The sequence below is a fragment of the Mycoplasma crocodyli MP145 genome (assembly GCF_000025845.1).
GTDB classification, from domain to species: domain Bacteria; phylum Bacillota_I; class Bacilli_A; order Mycoplasmatales; family Metamycoplasmataceae; genus Mycoplasmopsis; species Mycoplasmopsis crocodyli.
Map to the genome: position 1 here is coordinate 472,406 of NC_014014.1, position 25,718 is coordinate 498,123.

19 protein-coding genes are annotated in these 25,718 nt (G+C 27.1%); 13 read left to right on the forward strand and 6 right to left on the reverse strand.

The window, feature by feature from the left end; all coding sequences use genetic code 4:
- Positions 1-2 precede the first annotated feature (2 nt).
- The 4 genes from MCRO_RS02055 to MCRO_RS02070 form a co-directional block, all read right to left on the reverse strand.
- The gene (locus MCRO_RS02055) at positions 3-458 is read right to left on the reverse strand and encodes a hypothetical protein (protein WP_013054556.1); all 456 of its coding nucleotides are present in this window, start codon (positions 456-458) and stop codon (positions 3-5) included.
- A gap of 283 nt (positions 459-741) precedes the next feature.
- Positions 742-1,593 carry a MurR/RpiR family transcriptional regulator gene (locus MCRO_RS02060; RefSeq protein WP_013054328.1) on the reverse strand — a complete coding sequence of 284 codons (852 nt, stop codon included), beginning with the start codon at positions 1,591-1,593 and terminating at the stop codon, positions 742-744.
- 50 nt (positions 1,594-1,643) lie between these two features.
- The gene (locus MCRO_RS02065) at positions 1,644-3,539 is read right to left on the reverse strand and encodes an MIP family Ig-specific serine endopeptidase (RefSeq protein WP_013054226.1); all 1,896 of its coding nucleotides are present in this window, start codon (positions 3,537-3,539) and stop codon (positions 1,644-1,646) included.
- A gap of 229 nt (positions 3,540-3,768) precedes the next feature.
- Positions 3,769-4,254, reverse strand: coding sequence for a hypothetical protein (locus tag MCRO_RS02070; RefSeq protein WP_013054737.1), 486 nt, complete (start codon positions 4,252-4,254; stop codon positions 3,769-3,771).
- Between the two features lie 278 nt (positions 4,255-4,532).
- On the opposite strand from MCRO_RS02070, the gene MCRO_RS02075 reads away from it, so the two are divergent.
- From MCRO_RS02075 to lpdA, 8 genes are all read left to right on the forward strand, one after another.
- Positions 4,533-6,017 carry a DNA methyltransferase family protein gene (locus MCRO_RS02075; protein ID WP_013054732.1) on the forward strand — a complete coding sequence of 495 codons (1,485 nt, stop codon included), beginning with the start codon at positions 4,533-4,535 and terminating at the stop codon, positions 6,015-6,017.
- A 2-nt stretch (positions 6,018-6,019) separates the two neighbouring features.
- Positions 6,020-7,273, forward strand: coding sequence for a hypothetical protein (locus tag MCRO_RS02080; RefSeq protein ID WP_013054630.1), 1,254 nt, complete (start codon positions 6,020-6,022; stop codon positions 7,271-7,273).
- Positions 7,274-7,293: 20 nt separating this feature from the next.
- The gene (locus MCRO_RS02085) at positions 7,294-9,213 is read left to right on the forward strand and encodes a DUF262 domain-containing protein (protein WP_013054542.1); all 1,920 of its coding nucleotides are present in this window, start codon (positions 7,294-7,296) and stop codon (positions 9,211-9,213) included.
- A gap of 21 nt (positions 9,214-9,234) precedes the next feature.
- Positions 9,235-10,962 (forward strand): GIY-YIG nuclease family protein, encoded by a 1,728-nt coding sequence (locus tag MCRO_RS02090; RefSeq protein WP_013054475.1) that lies wholly within the window; start codon positions 9,235-9,237, stop codon positions 10,960-10,962.
- 163 nt (positions 10,963-11,125) lie between these two features.
- Entirely contained in the window at positions 11,126-12,247 is a 1,122-nt protein-coding gene (pdhA, locus tag MCRO_RS02095; RefSeq protein ID WP_337998348.1) for a pyruvate dehydrogenase (acetyl-transferring) E1 component subunit alpha, read from the forward strand.
- The gene (locus tag MCRO_RS02100) at positions 12,247-13,245 is read left to right on the forward strand and encodes an alpha-ketoacid dehydrogenase subunit beta (RefSeq protein ID WP_013054125.1); all 999 of its coding nucleotides are present in this window, start codon (positions 12,247-12,249) and stop codon (positions 13,243-13,245) included. The genes pdhA and MCRO_RS02100 overlap by 1 nt, the downstream gene beginning before the upstream one ends.
- Positions 13,246-13,259: 14 nt before the next feature.
- Positions 13,260-14,192 (forward strand): 2-oxo acid dehydrogenase subunit E2, encoded by a 933-nt coding sequence (locus tag MCRO_RS02105; RefSeq protein ID WP_041594047.1) that lies wholly within the window; start codon positions 13,260-13,262, stop codon positions 14,190-14,192.
- Between the two features lies 1 nt (position 14,193).
- Positions 14,194-16,047: a dihydrolipoyl dehydrogenase gene (gene lpdA, locus MCRO_RS02110; protein ID WP_013054306.1), complete on the forward strand. Its 1,854-nt coding sequence runs from the start codon at positions 14,194-14,196 to the stop codon at positions 16,045-16,047.
- Positions 16,048-16,469: 422 nt separating this feature from the next.
- Here lpdA and MCRO_RS02115 read toward each other — a convergent pair whose 3' ends face one another.
- Together MCRO_RS02115 and MCRO_RS02120 are read right to left on the reverse strand one after the other, a co-directional pair.
- A complete protein-coding gene (locus tag MCRO_RS02115; RefSeq protein WP_041594048.1) occupies positions 16,470-17,741 on the reverse strand; it encodes a hypothetical protein in 1,272 nt (423 codons plus the stop codon).
- Positions 17,719-18,075: a hypothetical protein gene (locus MCRO_RS02120; RefSeq protein ID WP_013054484.1), complete on the reverse strand. Its 357-nt coding sequence runs from the start codon at positions 18,073-18,075 to the stop codon at positions 17,719-17,721. The genes MCRO_RS02115 and MCRO_RS02120 overlap by 23 nt, the downstream gene beginning before the upstream one ends.
- Positions 18,076-18,220: 145 nt before the next feature.
- Between MCRO_RS02120 and MCRO_RS02125 the strand changes: the two genes are divergently transcribed.
- From MCRO_RS02125 to MCRO_RS02145, 5 genes are all read left to right on the forward strand, one after another.
- Complete coding sequence (locus tag MCRO_RS02125; RefSeq protein ID WP_013054742.1) at positions 18,221-19,684, forward strand: MAG3090 family protein; 1,464 nt, start codon at positions 18,221-18,223, stop codon at positions 19,682-19,684.
- Between the two features lie 160 nt (positions 19,685-19,844).
- Entirely contained in the window at positions 19,845-21,152 is a 1,308-nt protein-coding gene (locus MCRO_RS02130; protein ID WP_013054693.1) for a BMP family ABC transporter substrate-binding protein, read from the forward strand.
- A gap of 76 nt (positions 21,153-21,228) precedes the next feature.
- Positions 21,229-22,797: an ABC transporter ATP-binding protein gene (locus MCRO_RS02135; protein WP_013054283.1), complete on the forward strand. Its 1,569-nt coding sequence runs from the start codon at positions 21,229-21,231 to the stop codon at positions 22,795-22,797.
- Positions 22,781-24,649, forward strand: a complete 1,869-nt coding sequence (locus MCRO_RS02140; protein ID WP_041594049.1) for an ABC transporter permease — start codon at positions 22,781-22,783, stop codon at positions 24,647-24,649. The genes MCRO_RS02135 and MCRO_RS02140 overlap by 17 nt, the downstream gene beginning before the upstream one ends.
- 2 nt (positions 24,650-24,651) lie before the next feature.
- Entirely contained in the window at positions 24,652-25,614 is a 963-nt protein-coding gene (locus tag MCRO_RS02145; RefSeq protein WP_013054153.1) for an ABC transporter permease, read from the forward strand.
- The last annotated feature ends 104 nt before the right edge of the window (positions 25,615-25,718 follow it).

Here is a 25,718-nt window from a genome sequence, read left to right on the forward strand (position 1 = left end):
TTCTATTTTTTAAGTAATTTCTTTAATTTATCATTGTTGTCTTTATTGTCTTTTGAGTTTTCAGCGATATTATCAACTAATTTTTTTGAGTTTTTTCTTGATAACATTAATACTATAATTGAACTCATAGCTGCAAATGATAAAGTTAAAGAAATGATTGATAATAAATTGATGGTTAAACATAACTGAACAACAAATAATGCTATTGATATTATTCCTAATATTTTGTTTCCGTTTTTAGAAATTGCAAATTCTCACGTAATTCAACCAGCAACCAAAAATACTAATCCTATTCAAGATAATGTAGTTCTTGATTTAGCATAGCTAGAAACCAAGAAGTCTAAAATTTTTTTGTTTTCAGCAAATTGTCCTGTATAAACAAAAAATAATCCAATCAAGTTCATTGCTAAAAGCGCAACTATTAGCATTTTTAGATATTTATATAATTTCTCTTTCAAAGCTTCCTCCTTCTTTGTTTATATTATTATTTTATAGATATATGCCGATTGCTTTTTTATTAGAATAAAATAATCAATAAGAGCCTTGATGAATAATAAAATATGGAAAAAAATATGGAAAAAATGACCTTGTAGAATATTTCATTCAAACAATAATATGTTTAAAGTTAAAATAATTATTAATATTTTGTACACAATATAAAACAATATTGTTAATTTAAAATTAAATAAAATTACCAATTAATCTAATTGGCAATTATTTTGGTAAATTTTTCATTAATAATTATAATCTGAATTTTTTAAGAAGTTCTTTAGAATGTTCAAAGGTGGTCATTTCTGGATCTACCTTGGTTGCTGTATATAATAAAATAATATCAAGAACCATATATAAAGCAATTTTGTTTGCTATGTCAAATGAAAATGATTTATTATCAAAATATTTATATGTTAGTAAGTTTTTGTAATTTAAATTATTAATATCTTCATTGGTTGTAATAAGTGAAAAATCAATATTTTTCTTTTCCATTATATTAGCTGCTGTAATTAATTCTTTAGTTTTAAAGGACTTAGAAAGTAAAATTACATGTATTTTTGAATTAGAAAAACCTTCTACATCATCAATAAAATCATGAATTGAACTTATATCATATGACTTAATACCAAATTTCCTAAATTGACGTGAGTAATATCTTGCAATTTCTCCGTTAGTTCCTATCCCCATGATAAAAATTATGTCTGATTTTAAGATGTCATTTGTAAGTGTTTCAAGAATAGAATCATCAACAGAGTTATAAACGATTTTTGATAAATTTGAGTATTGTTGAAATACGTTTTCCTTAATATCAACAATTGTATTGCTTTCTTTTAGAGATAAATCAATTTTAGGTATTACCTCTTGAGACCTTTTAGCAACATAAACTTGAAGTTCTCTAAATGTATTAAAACCACATTTTTTTACAAATCTACTAATAGAAGCTTGAGAAACAAACATTTCTGAGCACAACATTTCCTGACTATTTTTTAAGAACGTCGATGAATTGTTTTCAATTCAATTGACCATATAGGCAAAATTCTCATCGGTATTAATGATATTTAAAAATTTTTCATCATTAAAAATATTGTTTTTATTATTCATTTAATAATTATAAATTAATTAAGATAATTATTTGAAGTAAAAATGTTTTTTTAAAGTTTAAATCCATTTGGAAATAGAGCTGTTTTCGTAATTTTATCTTCACCAATCCCGGAATTGTAAAAGTAATTTAAATTTTGTCTATATGATGTTTTTTGATGAGGATACATTTCTTTATTACTTCCGTCGATAAGGTTGTATGCATAAAGAATTGCAGATTTTCCATTGTTTATATCAATTTTATAATCTGTTATTTGACTAAAAGGCTCTAAATTTCCATTACTACTCAAATCTGAATAAGAAGGATTATTTGTACTTCCAGTATATATTCCAATAGGCAAGCCATAATCACTATAAGCTATTGATCCCGAAGCTCCACTAAACATTGAAGATCAATGGATGTTTTTGTAACTTAATCCATATTCAAACATTGAACGATGAAAAAAGAATTCTCTTGATGTGTTCCCTATTTCCATTGCGGTCGAAACAGAATAAGTGTTAAGAGATTTATAATCAAAAGAATCTCTTTCAATTGGGTTGTTTATCGCTCATTTTTGTAACTTATCTTTATCTGGATAACTACCTATATATACGTTGTCAACTCTTGTGTTTGCATATTCAAAATTTTTATAGTTTCTAAATTTTCCTTCAAATTCTCTAGCTTTTTGTAGCGAACTAAAATCATAGGTAGCATAAGGAATATTACCAGAATCATGGTTAGGAATTATTTTGTTTTTTGTTCTTAAAATACTTTTATCTAAAGCCGAAACTGCGTTATTAATTCATCCCTTGAATTCGCTATCAACTTCATCTAAGTTTACATCAACTTGAAATATTGCAATATCTTTAAAATAACTTGGCTTTTTACCTTTTGCAAGTCATTCTCTAGTTCAAAATTTCTCCATTGTTTCGTTACCATAATTCATCATTCCATCTAATCTTTCTTTTAATAATTCAGAAAACTGATTGCTTGCATTATCATCCATAAAATCAATAGCTGTAAATATTAATTTTGGTTTTGAGATTCCTTTTTGAACTGTTCCATACACGTTTTGGTTAGATTCTATATTATGTTTTAAGTTTGTGTAAAACATTGCATTGTTTGATGGAAATGAAGTTTTATTATTAATTTTATTAAAATATGGACTGGTACTTTTTCCTAATGATATTCCTTCTACTTGTCCTAAAGAAGGATCACTATAATCAAATAGTTCTGAAGTATTCTTGTTTTCATTTGTTCATGAATTTGCTATATCGGTTGCTACATGTAAATTTGTAGCAAAAAATAATGAATATTTATTTGATTTATCACTTTTAGCATAATCAAATAATCATGAAGTTGCTCTTGTTCTAGCTAGAACAAATTGGCTTTGAACTCCTGGTGTATCCTTATCTGAAAGAATTGTTCCATCTGAATCATCCCTTTTTATTTTTGTCATTACTTTTAAAGCAAAAGTTCTATCATAAATTTCTTTGTAAATTTCATCGCGAGATGGTTTTGAAATAGTTTGATTTTCTTTAAAAAAGTCATAAAATCCAGGCTTTAAATTAGAAAAGTTCATTGGTGTGCTTCTTACTCCTGGCATTGGAAATCCAGTAATTGGATCAAAATTAATTTGATCTTTTTCTTTCGGATTATTAGGATTAAATTTTATTGGTTGTAATTCATTATTTGAATTCACTGGCGGTTTATTTGGTTCTTCATTTTGATCTGGTTTAGGTTGTTCGGGGTTAACAGGTGGAGTTGGTTTATCAGGAATTTTAGGAACTTCTGGCTCTTTAGGATTTGAAGGTTCTACAGGATTTGAAGGCTCTTTGGGTGATTCAGGTTTAATTTTTGAGGTATCATCAAAATCTAAATTAGAATCGCATGATACAGTAAAAACACCAACCGAAGTTAATAAAGATCCTATTGAAAGTATTTTAATTAGTAATTTAGCTTTTTTCATTTTTTAAATATATACTATTTTTTAAAAAAATAATAAAAAAATATCAAAGCCGAAACCTTGATATACATATCACAGAACCCACGATTAATATGTAATCTTTTTATTAAAAATTAGTGTTTTACCATTTTCATAACATTCAATAACAAATAAAACATAATTCATAATACATAAACTTTAACTTCTCGATAACCTAAGTTAATATAGTTTTTATTTTTAAAGGGAATAATTGCTATTTAACTGTTGTGGTTAAATTAGCATAATCAATTGCTTCTTGAATAGCATTGATTTCTTCTCTAGTTGAAGTAATTTCTTTTTTTAATTCTTCAGAATTAAAAAGATATTTTGTAATTTTTACATTACCATCATCTAAAAATGTTTTATTTTCTTGTTTATAAACTTTCATATCATTTAATCTAACGTTTAAATATGAATTTAATTGAGCAAGATAAAAAAGACATTCATTAATGTTTAAATTATTATATTTAGTAATTGTTTTAGCATTATAATCAGCAATAATTTTTTTATTATCTTGAATTACTTTAATTAGTTTCTTTACTTTTTTAGTATATTCAACAAAAGAATAATTGTTAGCAGGAACTTTTTGTCCTTCCAAATATTCTATAAAGAATAATTCTTTTTCTTGAACTATTAAATCATCCAATTCTTCTTGTAAATTATTAGTTTTCTTAATAAAAGCTTTAAGAGTTATGTCCATACTTTCTCCTTTTTGTTATTTACTAATTATATTATTAAAAAAAACATTATTTAAAAAACTCTATATAATATCTTTTAAGCCGACGTCGAGATATAGTTATCAAAGTTATATCAAAGCGAACAGTCTAAGCAAATGCTTAGATTTTTTTAAATTTTTAAAGAAAATAAGATACATTGTTTCTGTTTATTATTTAATAATATAAATTAAAAGTAGTAAGTTGTACTAAATATTAATGTAAAATTTATAAATGCAAAAAATATTTTTATGAAAGAGGAAAAATGGAACTAAAAGACATAAAGAATGTTAATCAAAGAATTTATGAACTAGACCCTAGTATAAATAGAAATAGCAAAGTTATTTTTATAGCTTCTTTGATATTTTGTTTAACAAGAAATAAAGATTTTTTAAATCTCAATAAACTAACAAGTTTAATTAATTTCGTAGATGAAAAAACTAAACCAATTGATCAACTTGTTGATTTAGCTTCAAATGAAATTAATAATTTAGGTTTGGAAAAAGAAACAAAGGAATCTGTTTTAGCATCGTTAAATTTAATTAGAGGTGTAAGTACAGGATTAAATAATGATAGAGAAAAATTACAAAGATTTATCGAATACTTTATTAGTGATGTGTATTATTCAATAAAATCAGATGACTTATTTTTAGAAACATTATATATGGAAATTGATAAAAAGGCAGAAGCTACAGATAAAGGTATTGTACTTACACCAATATTTGCAGCTGAATTAATGGTTGATTTAGCAGAAATTGACTATAAAAAGGATATAGTGGCCGATCTTTGTAGTGGTACTGGGCTCTTTTCTCTTTTATCATACTCAAAAATGTTAAGCAATATGAATAAGGACTTTGAAAACAAAAAGATCGGTCATGGAGAGTATAAAACATATGAAGAAAGATTATATAATTCAATAATTGCAAATGATAGTGATCCTAAAATGATTACACTTTGTTTAGCCAATTTTTTACTTAAATCATTAAATCATAATTTAATTTATAATCAAGATGTTTTAAAACTTCAAAAATCAACTTTTAAAATTGAGATTAATAATGAAAAAATAACAATTCAACCAAACAAAGCAATATTAAATCCTCCATATGAAGATACGCATAAACCATTAGACATTCTTTACAAAAATATAGAACTTGTAACTAAAAGGGGTTCTATTGGTAATAAAATTGTAGTCATCATTCCTTCTCAAAAATTCGGAAACAATAAAAAAGTTTTTTCTAAAATTTTAAACATTTCTACTTTGGAAACCGTCATTAAAATGCAAGAAGATTTATTTACTGATAGCGGAAAATCTCAACCAGCATCAATATTTGTTTTTAATGCAGACAAACCACATTCAAATGAAGATGTGATAAGGTACTATAATTTTACAGATACTGGTTTTGTATATTTAAAAGATAGTGGATTAGTAGATAAAAACGGAATTTATAAAGATAAAAAGAACGAATTACTTATGAAAATAAGTGGTAAATGAAACCGTGGTAAATCTAATAATTTCATTAGAACATGAAATAATTTTTATGAAGTTAATAAAGATTTGGAATTTGGAACCAAAATTAATCCTAAACTTGTTGACGTTAAAAAAGAAGAAGCAGACATAACATGAGAAAATATAACCATTAAAAAAATGCTATCTGAAAAAGAAGATTTAATTAAAAGTGTAAATAATAATTTTAAAGATACAGATGGTTCTTTTGAAAAATACATAATTGACATATTGAGCGAGGACTAGTTATGAAGGAAATTATTTGAAAAAGTTTTAAATTGGGAGATTTGTTTGATAATAAAGTAGGTAGAGATTCTAGTATTGCTCAAAAGAATCTTGATAAATCAAACGAATACACAGATGAATACAATATTTCCATTATAACTGAATCAAAATTCAATAATGGAATTGGTTTTTTCATGAGGAAAGATGATGATATTTTAAAAGGGAAAATTATAGAAAAAGGATTAACATACGGAACACAATTTGGAAATGCTAATTACCATAATTATAAACATTTTATTATAGGCAATGTAAATTACTTATTTATAAAAAATGAAGTTCTTAATAAGAAATGTAACCTAAATATAGGTAATTATTTAGCAAAAACTATTAACCTTATTTTTAGTAAATCAAAATTATTTGGATATGGAAATAAAATAGATAAATTATCTTTTAATAGAGAAATAATTCTCCTTCCTACTATTGAAGTAAAAAAAGAAGATGAATGAATTTGACATGAAAATGATAAATATTATACTCTAGCCACTGATTATATAAATTCTTTAATGGATAAAGCGAAAGAATATAGAGAACAAAAAACTATAAAATCATATGAAGCGGAGCGAGCGAAGTATGAAGCGGAGCGAGCGAAGTATGAAGCGTTGTATAAAATACAACGCGATTCTCTAACTTGAAAATCTTTCAAGTTAGGTGATTTGTTTGAAAGATCAACTGCATTAGCGCTGGGTTCTAATCAAAAAGATTTATCAATATTTAATGAAAAAACAGAAAATACAATTTCATTAATTAGTGCAAGTAGAAACGGAAGTGGGTGCATAGGTTATATAGAAAAAAAATGTGTTGATAAAACTAAAATATCAGTTAACAAAATAACTTTTGACGATCAATGAGGATTTACTTTTTTCCAAAAAGAACCTTTCGTAATAACCGGAGGGCACAATGCAATTCTTGAAACAAAAAATAATAAGTTAAAAAAATTGCTTGATAATAATTTGAGTGGATATTCATTTCTTTCATTAATTGCTAATAAAATTACAATTAAAAGTAATATGTTTGGTTACGGTTATAAAATTAACAACAAATTCGACAGAGAAATAATTCTCCTTCCTACTATTGAAGTAAAAAAAGAAGATGAATGAATTTGACATGAAAATGATAAATATTATACTATAGCATCAGCTTATATTTCATATATATATTTAAGTGGAAGAATAAACTATTATCAAAAATTAATTGATAGATATACATATCAATACTAATAAAATAAAAAGGAATTATAATGAAGCAAGAGTTCGTAAAATTAAAAAAAATATTTGAGAAATATAAAGTAATAAATATCCCATATTATCAGAGAGATTATGTATGAGGAACTAAAAACGAAGGAAGAAATTTATACAAATTTATTGATGATATTATCTCCCAATATAAAGATGATTCATCAAAAGATTACTTTATAGGAACACTAGCATTTTGTTCTGATGAGGTATATGATGTTATAGATGGACAACAAAGATTAACAAGTCTAATTCTATTTTTAACAATTCTTGCTAATTCCAAATGTTCTCTTGAAACAAAAAATAAAAATGATACACTTATAAATCCAGGTGGAAAATTTGTAATCCAAGAGGAACATTATTTAACCGAGGAGTTAAAACACTTTTTTGGTTTGCCAAATTCATATAATAGTCAATTAGATAAAGTTAACATTCCTATAACAGGGGATAAAATTAAAAAACAAATTAATATGATAGGAACTAAAAAAGTCGAGTGATTTGATGGACTTTATAATTATATTCTAGATAATATTAAATTTATATCCATAGAATATAACAATATTGGTGAATCATTAAAATATTTTTTAAATATTAATTCTCTTTCCATACAATTGAGCCAAAGCGAAATTTTTTATTCTATATTATCTCAATCATTAAGAATTTCAAATAGTTTAAAAAGTATATTTTCAATAAAGAAAAAAATATCTGAATTAGCTGATAATAACGGAATTTCTAAAGATTTTGAATTTTACAACAAATCAAATTATGAAAAAGATGATAAAAAAGGTATTGATAATATAATTTATATTTTTTTAAGAACATATTATAAAGAAGACGAAAACATAAACTACCTAAGTAGTGCCGGTATTGGAAAATGAATGTCTTTTTACAAAAATGAGGTATTCAAAGATCAAATAAAAGCTAAGGAATTCGTAGAAAGATTTAATGACTATCTAAATGATTTTGAAATTATTTATCAATATATTACAAATGTACAAAGTATTTCAAATTATAATGAAGCTATTCATTTATCTTCTGTTTTAATCAAATACGAAAATTATTCATACATTCTTAAAATAATGCAACAAATTTTTTTATCAAGACACAACTATAAAGATAAATACAATCTCTATGAAGATAATAATAAGATATCTCTTAAAAAATTAAATGAGATATGTACAAGATTAAATCTAACTAAATTTCGTAATTATATGAAAAACGATAATAAAAACATTTTAGAATGATTTGATGAATATATTGAAATAGATGAAAATGGTCAATTCAAAAAAACAATAGATGATATTAAAAATGATATAGAAATAGAGCAAATATTTAACTTAAACTATAAAGATAAAAATTATGTTAGCACTGAAGGTGGAACAAAAGAAGATAACTCAAGAAAAATTAAAGTTGTTCTTGGAGTTCAAGAAGCTATATTAAATTATATTGCTGAACCCAAAAACAATATAAGCTCATATCTTGCAAGTATTTTATTATCTAATAGTTTTGATATAGAACACTTGTATAGTGTAAATGAATTTAGAGACAAGAATAGATTAGAATATTGAAAAAATGAAAAAAACAAGTTTTTGAAAGATGAAGATTTTGATATTGAAAGATTTAGTTTCGAAAACTTAAGTATACTTAGTTCTTCCCTAAATAGATCTGCAAGTGAAAAAATAATGTCTGAAAAATTAAAGTTATATGCACAAGGTAGAACCGTTCTTAATGAGTATAGCGAATATCTAATCCAATCATTAGTTGAGAATTCAGAATACTATAAAAACGAAAATATTAAAGCATTGAACTTACCTAAAAGAACTATTGAAAAAGGTAATTACAATACTTGAGAACACTCAAAAAATAATAGAGACTTCAACATCAAACTAATTGAAATAGCTATAGATGAAATAGCTAAAAAATAAATATTTTGATAAAATTTAAACATGAATTTTTCGGATAATGATCTAGATATTATTAATAGAATTAAGAACTTACCACTAAGTCCTGGTGTTTATTTGTGAAAAGATATTAATGATAATGTAATTTATGTAGGTAAAGCTAAAAACATCAAAAACAGAATGCTTCAATATTTTGAAGGAAGACTGAATTCATATAAAACTAATGATTTAGTAAATAAAATAATTGATTTTGATGTCTACTTAACAAAAAGTGAAAAAGAAGCTTTAATTCTAGAAAAATCATTGATTGAGAAATACTCTCCACAATTCAATATTTTATTACTTGATGATAAAAGATATCCTTATATAAAAGTAAGTTTAAATAACAAATTAATCATTAAACTTGATAGAAGAATATTAAAGGATAATGACAATAATACATTGTATTTTGGTCCGTTCCCACAAGGATTTGGAGCTAAACAAATTATTCAGTTTTTAGAAAGTGAGTTATTATATGAAAATGGCTTGCCTATAGTTAAAAAAGATGAGTATTTTTGAAAAGAAAAATACAATAAAGCAGTTGAAATTTTATCGTTTAAAGATAAAAAAATTATTCAAAAAATTGACCAAAGAAGATTTGAAGCTGAACAACTATATAATTATGAATTAGCAAAAGATTACTATGAACTTAGTAAGTTTTTTACTTTACTTAAAGAGAGTCAACAAGTAGAACTAGATCAGCAAAAAAACATTGATGTAATTGACATTATTTTTGAAAATAATTATATGCATATTACCACCTTATATTACATATATGGTGTGCTTATAAATAAGGATTCTTGAAGTATAAAAATCTACAACAATCAAGAAGATACTCTACTAGAATTTTTAGAAAGAATATATCAAAAAAAGAATGTTCCAGATGAAATTTATTTACATGATGCTCATCATGAAATTATAAAAAATAACCTTGAATATCTAAATATTTCATACCCTAAAATAGGTGCAAAAAAAGCAATTCTTGATATGGCTCACAAAAATAATTTATTATATGTTAATCAAAAAAAATCAAGAATAACACAAAGAAATATAAAAGCAATTGAAAGTCTTAAGAATCTATTAAAACTTAAAGAAATTGAAAATATTATTGCTTTTGATAATTCAACACTAAATAATGAATCAACTTTTGGAGTAGCAATAGCTTATAGTAATGGCCTTAAAAATAAATCTTTATATAGAAAGTTTGATCATAGTAAATATAATGAAAGCATCATTAACAATAGCGATGATGAGTACATGTATCATAATGTTTTAAGATATTATAAAAATAATAAATATAATGTCAATGACTTAATAATTATAGACGGTGCAATAACTCAACTTAAAAAAGCAAAAAAAGCACTTAAAGAACTGGATATTAAAATTAATATAATTTCTCTTGTTAAAGATGATAAACATAAAACAAACCACATTCTTGATGCTAATTTTAATCAAATCAAGATCATCGATCAAGATCTCTATAATTTTTTAGCTTCAATTCAAATAGAAGTAGATAGATTTGCAAAAGAATATTTAAGAAATAAAAGAATTACGAGCACTCTTGAAGGTTCATTAGCTAAGGTTAAGGGTATAGGGTCCAAACAAGAAAGTAAATTACTTGAACATTTTGGAACATATGCAGGAATAAGTAATGCTTCTTTAAATGAATTAAAAAAAGTTGTTTCAGAAAAAGTTGCTGAAAAAATTGTGGAAACATTAAAAGCTAAAAAATAAGGTTTTTGATGTTTTTTTCAATATAAAACCAAATATATAACATTTTTTACCTTATTTATGGAAACTCTTCCATACTTATTTTAAGCTGCTTTTTTAAAATAACTAAAAGTTTATAATTAAACATATAATAAAAACATTAATATTATTTTAATAAAGAAGGGATATGATGAAATATAAATATGTAATGGTTAATGGAAAAATTAACGTTATGGATAAACCAGAAGATATAATTCGTCATTTAGATGTTGACGGAAACTTAATTGATAAGAAATACAAATCTCAATTAAGCAACGAACAACTAATTGAAGCTTATAAATGAATGGTTCTATCAAGACAACAAGATGTTTACATGTTGCAATTACAAAGACAAGGTAGAATGCTCACCTTTGCTCCAAATATTGGTGAAGAAGCATTACAAGTAGCAACAGCTTTTGCAATGGATAAGAAAAAGGATTGATTTTTACCAGCCTTTCGTTCAAATGCAGCTATGTTAGTTTTAGGAGTTCCAATCATTAACCAAATGATTTATTGAAACGGTAATGAAAAAGGATCGATTATGCCTAAAGATAGTAATGTTATGCCAGTTAACATTGTTATAGGATCTCAAATTTCACATAATGCAGGTGTTGCTTATGCAATGAAACAACAAAAAACAGGTGGTGTATCAGTTACATTTATAGGTAATGGTGGAACAACTGAAGGAGAATTTGCAGAAGGGGTTAACTTTGCAACCGTGCATGAATGACCCGCTGTATTTTGTGTCAATAATAACCAATGAGCTATTTCAACACCAAACTACTATGAAACAATTTCTTCAACTATAGCTGCAAAAGCACATGCATTTGGATGTGCCGGTGTTCTAGTTGATGGAAATGATTTACTTGCTAGTTATGATGTTATTAAAGAAGCAATTGATTATGCAAGAAAAGAATCTAAACCAGTTATAGTTGAATTTTTAACTTGAAGACAAGGACCTCACACTACTTCAGATAACCCAAGAATTTACAGAACTGAAGAACATGAAAAAGAAAATGAAAAATGAGAACCTATGCACCGTATAGAAAACTATCTAAAAAGCCAAAAAGAACTTGATGATAGTAAAATAAAACAAATTTGAGAAGATGCATTATCTAAAGTTAAAACTACATATGAAGAAAGTATGAAAGATATTAAAACAAATATCAACGATATATTTGACTATACATACGAAACAATAACAGATGAATTATTGGAACAAAAAAATGAAGCTATTAAATTTTGAAGCAAAATTGAAGGAGCAAAATAATGTCAGATAAAATTACAGTAAACAATATCCAAGCATTAAATAATGCTATTGATATTGCAATGGAAAAAGACGAAAAAGTTGTTCTTTTTGGAGAAGATGCTGGGTTTGAAGGAGGAGTTTTTAGAGCCACCGAAGGACTACAAGCTAAGTATGGAAAAACAAGAGTTTTTGATACACCTATTTCAGAAGCTGCAATAGCCGGTGTTGCATTCGGAGCTGCTGTTGCTGGGTTAAGACCTATTGGTGAAATTCAGTTCCAAGGATTTTCATATCCTGCTATGCAACAAATATTTACACAAGCTGCAAGAATAAGAAACCGTTCAAGAGGTAGATATACTGCACCAATGGTTATAAGAATGCCTATGGGTGGAGGAATAAGAGCACTAGAACACCATTCAGAAGCACTTGAAGCAATATATTCACATGTTCCAGGTGTTAAAGTTGTTATGCCTGCTTTCCCATACGACACAAAAGGACTATTCTTATCAGCTATTACCGATCCTGATCCGGTTATTTTCTTAGAACCAAAGAAAATATATCGTGCTGGTAAACAAGAAATTCCTGCTGGACACTATACGGTTGAAATTGGAAAAGCTAATGTTTTAATTGAAGGAAGTGACGTTACAATAGTTACATATGGAGCTCAAGTTCATGAAGTATTAAGTGCTATTAGAAAACTTAGAGCAGCTAATAACAATGTTTCAATTGAATTGATAGATTTAAGAACATTAAAGCCACTTGATACTAACACAATTATTGAATCAGTTAAAAAAACTGGAAGATTATTAATTGCTCATGAAGCAGTTAAATCATATTCAGTAAGTGCTGAAATAATGGCTCGTGTTAATGAAAAAGCTTTTGAATATTTAAAAGCTCCAATGATGAGAGTTACTGGTTACGATATTACAGTTCCGCTTGCAAAAGGTGAACATTATCAATCGGTTAACGACGACAAAATAATTGACAAATTAAATGAGTTAATGGCTTTTAAATATTAATATAAGGAGATATGATGAAAATTAAAAGTACACCAATTGCTCGTGCTCTTGCTGCTAAATTAGGAGTAGATATCGAACAAGTTAAAGGAAGCGGAATTGATGGAAGAATTTTATTAGAAGATGTTCAAAATTTTAAAAACAATCCAACATCAACTCCTGTCCAAAATCAAAAAATTGAAGCAAGCGCTAATGTTGAAGCTGCTAAATCAGCTCCAACCGTTGCTCCAAGTAAACCAGTTTTTATAACTGAACCTCATAGCGAACCAATTGCTCCTATCAGAAAAGCAATCGCTAAAGCAATGACAAATTCATGAAGTAATGTAGCTTATACAAACTTGGTTCATGAAATTAATATGACTAGATTATGAAATCTACGTTCATCAATTAAAGACATAGTGCTAAAAAATGAAAACGTTAAGTTAACATTCTTACCATATATAGTAAAAGCAATCGCTATTGCACTTAAAGAATTCCCTAAATTTAGTGCAAAATACAATGAAGCAAATAGCACATTAGATTATCCTGGTGTAATCAATGTTGGAGTTGCTGTTGATACAGAAGCAGGATTAATGGTTCCTGTAATTAAAAATGCTGCAACATTAAGCATTTTAGAAATTGCAAGTGAAGTATCTAGATTAGCAGGTGCTGCTAGAAAAAGAACAATCAAACCCGATGAAATGAAGGGTGCAGGATTTACCGTAACTAACTATGGTTCAGTTGGATCATTGTTTGGAGTACCGGTAATTAATTATCCAGAATTAGCTATTGCTGGAGTTGGTGCTATTATTGATAGACCAATTGTAGAAAATGGAGCAGTTGTGCCAGGAAAAGTAATGTATATAACTGTCGCAGCTGACCACAGATGAATAGACGGTGCAGAAGTTGGAAGATTTGCTTCTAGAGTAAAAGAACTACTTGAAACACCTGAAGTATTAGGAGTATATTAATATGTATAAGTTTAAATTTGCAGATATTGGTGAAGGACTGCATGAAGGTCTAGTTGCTGAAATATTTTTTAAAGAAGGTGATAAAGTAAATGAAGGTGACTCTCTTTTCTCAGTTGAAACTGACAAAGTTACATCTGATATTCCTTCACCTGTTTCAGGAATAATTAAATCAATTTTAATGAAACAAGGTGATACAATCCATGTCGGACAAGAAATTTTTGTAATTGATGATGGAAAAGATCATCCAGCAGAACCGGAAACCTCTAAGGCAACAAGTAGTGAACAAGGAGCTAGCGTTGTAGGAGAAATGAAAGTTAACAATGACTTAATTGATTTTTCATCACTTAACAATAAAGCAACTCCGGCAACATCAACAACTACTACAAAAGTTAAAGAATCTGAATATCAAGGAGAAACTGGAAAAGCCTATACAGGAGCTATAAAAGAAGAATTTGATGTTATTGTAGTAGGATCAGGTCCTGGTGGATATTTAGCCGCTGAAGAAGCTGGAAAAAGTGGATTAAAAACTCTAATTGTAGAAAAATGAGCATGAGGTGGAGTTTGTTTAAATATAGGATGTATTCCAACAAAAGCACTTTTAAAATCTACTGAAGCTATTCATGAATTAGCACATGCAGATAAATATGGTGTAATTGCAAATCTTAAAGATATTAAAATTGACCAAACCGCAACATGAAAAGCAATTCACAAACGTAAAGAAGATGTCGTTAACAAAGTTGCTGGTTCAGTAAAAATGTTAATGACTTCATCAAAATGTAAAATTTTAGAATCTGAAGCAAAATTCGTTGGAGCAAGAGAAATTGAAGTTGATGGTCAAGTTTATAGAGCCAAAAACTTAATTATCGCAACCGGATCAAGAGCTAAAAAATTAAATATGATTGAAGGTTTTGATGAAGGTTACAAATCGGGCTATGTAATAACAAGTAAAGAAGCTATTAATTACAAAACAAAATTACCTAAATCATTAGTTATTATCGGTGGCGGAGTTATCGGTGTTGAATTTGCTCAAATTTTTGCTCTAAGTGGAACAAAGGTTACAATCTTACAAAATTCAGATAGAATTTTACCAATGGCTGATGTTGATGTATCAAAAGAAGCAACTAAAGCATTAAAAGAAATGGGAGTTGAAATTATTTTTAACGCTCAAACAAAACAATTAAATGCTAAAAAAGAATTAGTCTATGTTCTAGACGGAAAAGAAGTTAAAATTAAACCAGAATTAATTTTAACAGCAACAGGAAGAGGACCAGTCTCAGAAGGATTATCTGAAGTAGGTATTAAACTAGGTAAAAACCAAGAAGTTCTTGTAGATAACCACCAAAGAACAAATGTTAAAGGTGTTTATGCAATTGGAGATGTTACAGGACAAAATATGTTAGCTCACGTTGCATATGCTCATGCATTAGCAGCAGTGTTTGATATATTAGGTGATACTCAAAAATCAACATATCATCCAAAAGGTGTTCCTGGATGTATTTACATAAACCCTGAGATTGCTTTTATAGGTAAAACAGAAGTTGAAGCTAAAGCAGAAGGTAAAAACGTTTTTGCTTCTAAATACTTATTTGACTACCTTGGAAAAGCTATTGCTACAACACATACACAAGGATTTGTTAAATTGGTTGTTGACAAAGAATACGGAGAAATATTAGGAGCAAGTATAGTTGGTGCAAATGCAACTGATTATATTGCTGAAATTGCTTTAGCTATGGAACAAGAAGTAACAGTTCATGAACTAGCTCACACAATTCATCCACATCCAACATACAATGAAATCATTTGAGAAGCTGCAAGAAGTGCAAGCTTAAAACTAAGTCTTGAAAAAAGAAAATAATAAGCATATTAAATGCTTTATATATTGAATATATAACTTATTAATAATCATTAAGTTATATATTTTTAATTTTCTACTAATAAGATATTAATTTTTGTAAAAAAGTAAAAAATTTGCTAAAATATACATGCGGCGTAAGCTGTATAAAAAGATGTAAAAGTCCTTATGGAATTCTTTTTATTATAAAATGTAAAAAATAAATCGCAGAATTAAGGAGCAACGCTCCTTTTTTCTTTGTTTTAAATAGGATAAATATAAAGTAATTTATATAACTTAAATGAAAATATAGTAAAAAATAAAAATACATAACTCAGTAGAAGTTGATTTAATAATGATTTTTTTGTACAAAAAATACCAGAAGGTATTTTTAATGTATAAGAAACTTTTTTAAAATTAATTCATGTGTGACAAGAACTTTAAATTTACTTATGATTGATAAAAGGGTTTTCGCCAACTAAACAAGCATAATATATATTAAGATAATATATAAGAGCTATTAGATTTCCCAATGTTTCTTCGCTATAGTCAGATAAAGAAATTTCAAGTATTTTAATATTAGCACTAAATGATGAAAGATAATCTCTAAAAACTACATAAGAATCATTTTTTAATTTGTTAAGGGAGTTAATTTCAAGGTTATAAAAACCATCGACTACATCTACTTCTGAAGAAGGTTGATAGTCAATATCTTCACCGTCTACAACAAAATAAATAATTGATTTATTTTTGTTTCCATCTATTAGCATTTGTCCTTGTGTATGAATATTTTCATTACCATAGAAACCTATCGAAACAATATCTCGAGAAATATTGAAAATGTTCTGGTTGAATAAATGAATATCTAATATGTTTTTTAGTCTTTTAGATTCTGATCCTATAATATTTAAATGAGTACGATCTAAGCCAAAATTATATAAATCATGAAATAAATTTGAAGCCAATTTAAGAGCTAAATTATTTTCTAAGTCAATACTTGTTGAATTAAGTGAAGTTTCTTTATAACCTTTAACTAATTTTAGGATATCAACACCAATTAAAGCTAGTGGAAATAGTGTATTTTCAGTAAAAAAAGCGTTATTATCTGAAATATTATCAGGTGTTACAAAAATGTTGTAAGGATTAATTTTAATATTTTTAAATAAATTAACGGTATGATACTTCCCTATTATAAAAATATTATTTTTTAAGAATCTTGGGCCTAAACTCGATTGTACATCAGCAAAAACTTTTTTAACAAAACTTGTAAAATATTTATTTTTATCAAGTTCGCCTAAAACAATAATTCCATAATTACGTTTTATTTTTGAATTAAGATAATTGAGTTTTTGTTGCAACGAATCGGAAGATTCATAATGTTCAAAGAAAGTTATTTTTATTGAGTTTTTCTTATATTGATAAGATTCTCCATATAAGAAATTTAAAGCAGATAAAATATTATTAATATGATATGAAGGAGCAAAAATAAAAAGTTCTTCAAGTCTATCTTCGCAATTATCTTGTAAGTTTTTACACATGTTAATTATTTTAGTTATCCCACTAATTGAGTAATTAAAAGCTATATCATTGAATTCCAAATTCTCAAAATCTACTATATTTTTACTTAGTAGATTTTTATTAATATCGATTAATTCATCTTGTATATTTGTATTATCATATTGGTGTGGGGTAAAATTAATTGATTTTGTTTTTATCATTTTTGTACTCTCCAATTAACTGATCAACACTATTTTTTAACTTTTTAAAATTTCCTTTAGTAGGATTTAAACCATACTCAAACGGACTTCTTGAAAATTGTGGATGATTAAATTTAAATGAACCTGTACAATTATTTTTAGATTCACAAGTAAGAACTATAAAATTAATTTTTTCATTAATATTAAACATAAAGTTAAGTTTTGTATTTTTTCAGTCAGTTATATCTTTTTTTAAAATCAAAAAATTATAACCATCTTTTGTTAATACAGTTATAGAATTTTCAGTTATATTTATTATGTTTCCAAAGGCAACATCATTAATTTTATAAGACATAATTTAATTATAAATAAATTAATAAAATTTTATTATTTAATATGTTTTCCTTATTCGCCTATAACACAGGCATTTTCAAATGCTTCAAATATTTTAATTAATTTATAATTAATCTATAAGCAAATAAATTATATAAGGAGAATATATGAAAAGATTACAATGTACATATGCACCTCAAAAGAATAAAAAATATCCTTGATTTCTAAAACACCCAAAAGTAAAGGGTAATTTAGCAGCATTCAAAACCAGAGCAGAAGCAATGGATTGATATTTACACGAGGGAATAGAATGTATATGTTGATTCCACAATGAAGAAGGTATCTGAGGTGGACAAATAGTTTCAGAAAAAGATGAAACAGCTGGAATGGAACATGAAGTTATTGTTGATAACTTTGATGGTTCTATTGGTTATGTTGAAACTTGCTTAGAATTTCACATTAATCCAAGAAACTGACTACGTGATGAAACAAAAGCTAAAAATAGAGTAGCTAAAATCGAAGAAGATTACAAAAGATACTTTATGGAAGAAACGATTAAATACTTTCCAGCTGAAGATGACTACGAAAGACCTAAAAGAAAATCTAAAAAAGAAGTTGAACTTGATAAAGCAAAAGAAGATATTGAATTATTGATTATCGAATTAAGAAATGCTAAAAACAAAGATAGTTTAACARATGAAAAAATTAAAGAATTGGAAGAACAAATTCAAGAACTTGAAGAAGCAGAAAAAACAAGAGTTATTCCAACAGAGTTTGAAGCAGTATTTACACATATTTCTGAATTAGACCTTAAAAATCAAATTATTTCACTTGATTTATACATTTCAAAATTAGAATACATTACACAACACTTAATTGGTAACCAATGTTGTAAAAGTGATGCATTATTAATTAAGAAAAATTTTGACAATGTATTTAATTACTTTACAATTTTACAAGAATCAGTAAAATCTAAAAAAGAAATTACTCAAATTAAAGCATTATTAGAAAACTTTAAAATTCAAACAAATAATTTCTCGAATTCAGTAACACCAAATTCTGAATTGCAAGATTCAGTGAATAATGCAATTTATTATGATGATGAATTTTCAGAAAAAGAAGAAAGAGTTGCACATGCTACATCATTTGTTTTACTAGATGATAAACAAGTAGCATTTATACCTCTAATCGAATATGAATACCCATTAGTAATTTATAAAATTGGACAATCACCAAAATACGCATTAGTTAATGCAACATTAGCAAATAAAGAACCAAAAGCTGAAAATGTAGGAGAAACTATGCAAAATCAAAATGAACAAAGAAATACAAAAACAACTACAACTACAACAACTACAACACTAGCTGTTAATCAAAAACCAGAACCAGTACAAAATACTCCTGTTGTTGCACCAATGGTACAACCAGTACCTACAATGGTACCAACACCAGCTATTTATACTCAAGAACACACAAGAGTTATTGATAGATATAACATGTATCCAAATGAACAAAAACCTAAAAAACCAGATACAGTTCAATACATTATACTTTGATCATTGTTAGCGTTATTTACAATCATTCTAATTATTTTAATCTTAGAATTAGCAGGCGCAATTCAAATGTTTTAACAAACTATAAAAACCGTTTTTAAGCGGTTTTTTATTTATTTTAAATCTTTTATCTTGATTACAAGATTTGAAAATATATTTTACTTTTAAATATTTTTTTAATATAATAATTATGTCATTTGAATAAGAGAGATGACAGAATACTTATACAGAGGAAAATATGATAAAAAATAAAAAATTATTATTAACATTAGGATCAGTTTCACTTTTAACAGTAGCATCAATGACCGCAATTTCATGTGGAAATAAAACATTGCAAACAGCTCCTGACAAACTTGAAACAAAAATTGGTGATGTTAAATTAGAAGGTGGAGAAAAACTTGAAGCCGTTGACAAAAAATCTGTAATTATGATTACCGATGCTGGACGTATTAACGATAAATCATTCAACCAATCAACATATGAAGGTGGATGATTAGCAGCAAATCAATATGGAATGTTAAAGAATTTCATGCACCTAATACCAGGTGATGATTCAAAAATCGAAGCTCAATATATCGATGCATTATCAAACAAAATGAATGTTTGATTACTAAGCGGATTCAAACATGCTGACCCAATTTCAAACTTCTATAAAAAATATAATGCAGATATGATTAAAAATAAATCTATTATTGTTGGAACAGATTATATTCCAGCCGTACCAGAAGGATATGGAATTGGATTAACTTTTAAAGTTGAACAATCAGCATACATAGTAGGATATGCAGCAGCAGACTTTCTTGCTAAAAAATATCCAGATGCTAAAGATGCAGAAAAACGTTCTGTTTATGCATTCGGTGGTGGATTATTTGATGGTGTTACAGGATTTATAAGAGGATTCTATGAAGGAATTAGAGCTTATAATAAAGCACATACAGATAAGAAAACAAAAATTATTTTAACTCAAGATAAAGTTGACTTAGCATCAGGATTTGTTCCAGGTGATGCAATGACAGCATCTGTAACAGCGGCTATTACAAGTAAAGCATCAATTATTTTACCAGTAGCAGGTCCTGCAACAGGTGAATTACTTGAAAAAATGAAAGGTGCAGAATTTAACGACAAACTAGTTATTGGTGTTGACGTCGATCAATCACTTTCATATGAATCACACAAAACAAAATTCTTCTCATCAATCACAAAACGTATTGCACAAGGTAACTATGATATAGCTTCAGAACTATATGCAGGAAAAGACAAATACAAAATTATTAAAGGTTTTGAAGTTGGTGTAAAAAGCGTTGTAGTTAACGGAGATTATGCTAACAACCTAGTTGGATTTGCTCCTACACAAGTTGCTGGAGAAGATAAAGTCAAAGCAGAAGCAGCATTAAAAGAAGCGGAAACAAACTTTAAAGCTATTAAAGATATTCCTACAACACTAGATGATAAAAGATACTTAGAAGCAGTTAATGCTAAAGATAAAGGTGTTTCATTATTAAACTACCTAAAAACATTAGCTCAAAATGCTAACGAAGGAAAATAATTAATAATAATTTATTAATATAAAAATTATGGTAAATTATGTATTCAATACATAATTTACTTTTATATGGAGGGAAATGCTAACAAAAATTGAAAATGCAGTTGAGTTCGTAAATATAACTAAAGATTTCCCCGGAATTAGAGCAAATGATGACGTAAGTTTTAAGGTAAAAAAAGGTTCCATACATGCTATCATAGGTGAAAATGGAGCTGGAAAAAGTACTCTTATGTCAATTTTGTTCGGATTATACGAGCCAACAAAAGGATACATCAAAATTAATGATGAATCCGTATTCATTAAAAATCCTAACGATGCAAATCGTTTAGGTATTGGTATGGTTCACCAACATTTTAAACTTGTTGATATTTATACCAATTTAGAAAACATAATTATAGGTTCTGAATATAGCAAAGCAGGAAAAATGGATCTTGCTTTGTCTAAGAAAAAAATTCAAGCAATTCAAGAAATATATGACCTTAACTTTGATTTAAATCAAGTTACAGGTGATTCTACAGTTTCAACCCAGCAAAAAGTTGAAATTCTAAAAATGCTTTATAGAGATAGTGATATCTTAGTTTTTGATGAACCAACCGCTGTGTTAACAGATGCAGAAATTCAAGGTCTTTTAAAAACATTTAAAAGATTTGCCGAAACAGGTAAAACAATTCTGTTTATTTCACATAAATTAAAGGAAATAAAAGAAGTAGCTGATACAGCCACAGTAATTAGACATGGAAAAGTTATTGGTAATTACAACGTTAAAGAGGCTTCTATTCAAGAATTGGCCACTGCTATGGTTGGTCAAACAATTAACTTACCAAAAAATTCTTCAAACGCGAAATTTGGTCAAACAATTTTAGAATTTGAAAATGTAAGTGCTAAACACGGTAAAAGTGTAAGCAATTTATCATTTGAAGTTAAATCAGGTCAAATTCTAGCAGTTGCTGGAGTTGAAGGAAACGGTCAAGAAGTTATCGAATATCTTTGCTCGGGATTAATCAAACCAAATGAAGGAAACATATACTTCAATAAGAAAAATGATAAAAATGATAGTTATGAAAAACTTAATATTACAAATTACTCTGTTCAAAACAAAACTAAACTAGGTCTTTCATACATCCCAGGTGATAGACATAAATATGGACTAGTTTTAGATTATACTATCAACGAAAATGCAATATTAAGAAGATTGACGGATCCACTTTTTAATAAATTATCATACATAAAAGTAGGTAAGAGAAACGAATTTTCTCAAGAAATAATCGAAAAATTCGATGTTAGAGGAGCTAGAGAAGGAAGATCGAAAGCTCGTTCATTATCGGGTGGTAATCAACAAAAAGCAATCGTTGGTCGTGAAATGCTTACACCACACGACCTCATAATAATTGTTCAACCTACAAGAGGACTTGATGTTGGAGCCATTAACCAAATCCATAGAGATATCATTAAAGAAAAAGAAGCAGGAAAAGCAATTTTACTAATTTCATATGAACTTGATGAAGTTCTTTCACTTGCAGATACTATAATGGTTATATCAAATGGAAAAATTCAAGGTATGGCTAACAAAGAAAATGTTACCAGAGAACAAATAGGTCTATGAATGGCCGATGTTAAAAAGGAGGAAAACCATGAAAGATCAAATTAAAACATTTAACGATAAAGTTTCTGGTTTTCTAAATAAAGCTGTTCATAACTACAAGAGTGAAGAAAAAGGATATGCAAGAAGAAGAATGTACAACTCATTATGAGCTATCTTCTTTGGGTTACTTATCTCATCAATCTTCATTATCTTTTTAAAACAAAATCCATTTACTGTTTTTTCTACAATGCTTACAAAATCAGTTTTCGCAGACTTTAAAAGCATTAGAGATTTATTTGCAATAAACTTTGTAATCTTTATAATTGCTACTTTAGGAATCTCGATAGGATTTAAAGCCGGATTATTTAATATAGGTATACCTGGACAAATGATGACTGGTGGAATAATTTCATTAGTTATAATTCTCACATTTCAAAGTAATGGCATTGAGATAAATTTTTGAATATTTATGCTTGCATTAATAGTTTCATTAGTAACTTGTTTCTTGCTTGGAGCATTTGTAGGATTATTAAAATCATTCTTAAATGTTCATGAAGTTGTTTCAACAATTCTATTGAACTGAATTATATTATATATAGCAACTTTCTTATTCACTAACTCACCTGCTGGATTTGGGAAACCAGATAACACAGGAAGTTTTAGAATAGAAATAAAAGATATAGCTAATTCTATGTTTAACTACGACAGAATATGACCATTATTCTTAGTCATAGCTCTTGCATTATGTGTAACTGTTTGATTTGTTTTAAGTAAAACAACAATAGGGTATAGAATTAAAATGAATGGTCTTAACAAAAATGTAAGTAAATATGCTGGAAGTAATGAAAAAGTTCTTACAATCACACTAATGGGTGTATCATCAACATTAGCAGGATTTGCAGGAGTAATTTACTATGTTATATTTAAACAAGAGTATAACATAATTGGGCAACCACTACTTATGGGATTTAATACTATTCCTATTTCTCTACTAGCTTATAATTCACCAATCGGATTAATATTTTCATCAATATTATTTTCGATAATGGAATCAGCTAACTTGCAAGGTCTTGGCATAACAAATGAATCAACACAAGTAATTAGTGGTTTAATCGTTTATTTAGCTGCATTAAGCAATATCTTCTTTAATTTCAAAGTAGTTGAATTTAGTATTAAATACATTAAATTATTTATGCTCAAGAAATACTGAGAAAGAAGATATCATTACTATTCATTTAAAGCAAAACGTAAAAAACTTTATAAAAAAGATTTAGCAAATGCTAAATTAGAAATAAAAGCAAAAGCAAGCCAAATAAAAGAATTAAAGAATAAACTTACAAAATTAAATAATGGAATAAGTTTTAACCTATCAATTAAAGATGTTAAAACTAATGAAGATTCTTTAAGATATTTTTCAGATATTTCAACAAACAAAAAAGATGTTCAAAACAAGTTAATTGAACTAAATTACTACAAAGCTGATGAGATTAAAATGACTTATTTAGCTGATCTAAAAATTGCTAAAGATACCTACGATAAAGAAGTATTAGATATTTTAACTTGATTAAACAATTTAAGAAATGAACTTAAAGTTAACATCAAAAACGCAAAGAATGAAGTTAATGATTTGAAAGCAAAAAAACTTGAAAAAGACAATCAAGTCAAAAAAGTAACTAATTCAAAAAATTCAAAAAACATTGAATCTAATAATTTAGAAGTTGAAAAACTAAATCATGAAATTTCAGAGCTAAAAGTTCTTATAATTGAAAAAGAAAAAATCGCAAATAAAAATATTTTAGATTTAAAAGCAAATTACAAAAAAACTTTACAAGAAGAAAATAAAAAAGCAACTCAAGAACTTTTAATTGCAAAACAAAACAATAAAAAATCAACACAAACTAACATAGGAGGTAATTAATAATGCAGTCATTCTTCGTTTTATTGATTAGTGCTATGTCTCTATACTTTTGTGTTCTAGCAATTGGTGGGCTAAGTGGTTTGTTCTCCGAAAGAGTTGGTATCATTAACATCGGAATCGATGGAATGATGATTATGGGTGCTTTAACTTATTCTGTTCTAGCAAGATGAGTTTTAAAACCTATTACTGATGCAAACCCTAACTTTAGCACAGCATGATTCCAAATCCCACTATTCTTTTTTAGTATGGTCGGCGGTATGATGTTTTCATGACTACATGGATTAGCTACTATCAAACTTAAATCAGACCATACCATTTCAGGAGTTGCAATTAACGCCCTTGCTGGTGGATTGGCATTAACAATGGTTTTTATAGTTTCGACACAAGAAAAAATTGACTATGCAATAAATGAATTAGCTCTAAGTCAAAATAGAGTTACTAATCTTTGAAGTATAGTATCACTTAAAATATTCTTAGTTCCTATTATTGCAATTGCTGCTATACTTGCTCTAAAATACACAAGATGAGGACTTAGATTAAAAGCTATTGGTGAAAACCCACAAGCAGCTGATGTTGCTGGAGTTAATGTTAATAGATATAAATGACAAGGTATAAGTATTTCAGGTGCCCTATCAGGATTGGCTGGTGCATTTATGGCACAAGAATTAGGATCAACATTTTCAGGAAACGTTCTTGGAATGGGATTCTTGGCTCTAGCTATCCTTATTATGGGACAATGACGTGGTCTATATATTATACTTGCTGCATTAGGATTCTCGTTCATTTACGGATTTACATTATCATTACAATCTGCACAATGAGATGCTTTAATTCCTATTGCACCATACAAAAAATTATTCTCTCTAATTCCATTTGTCATAACTTTAACAGTGTTAGCATTTACGTCCCGTAAGTCAAAAGCACCAAAAGCAGCCGGTATTAATTACGATAAATCAGTTAGATAATAATAACTATAAAATTTGGCTTTCAAGCCAAGTTTTTTTAATTAAAAATAAAAAAATTATATAAATATAAAATGTGGAATTTCCACTTTTTAAAATTTTTTTGG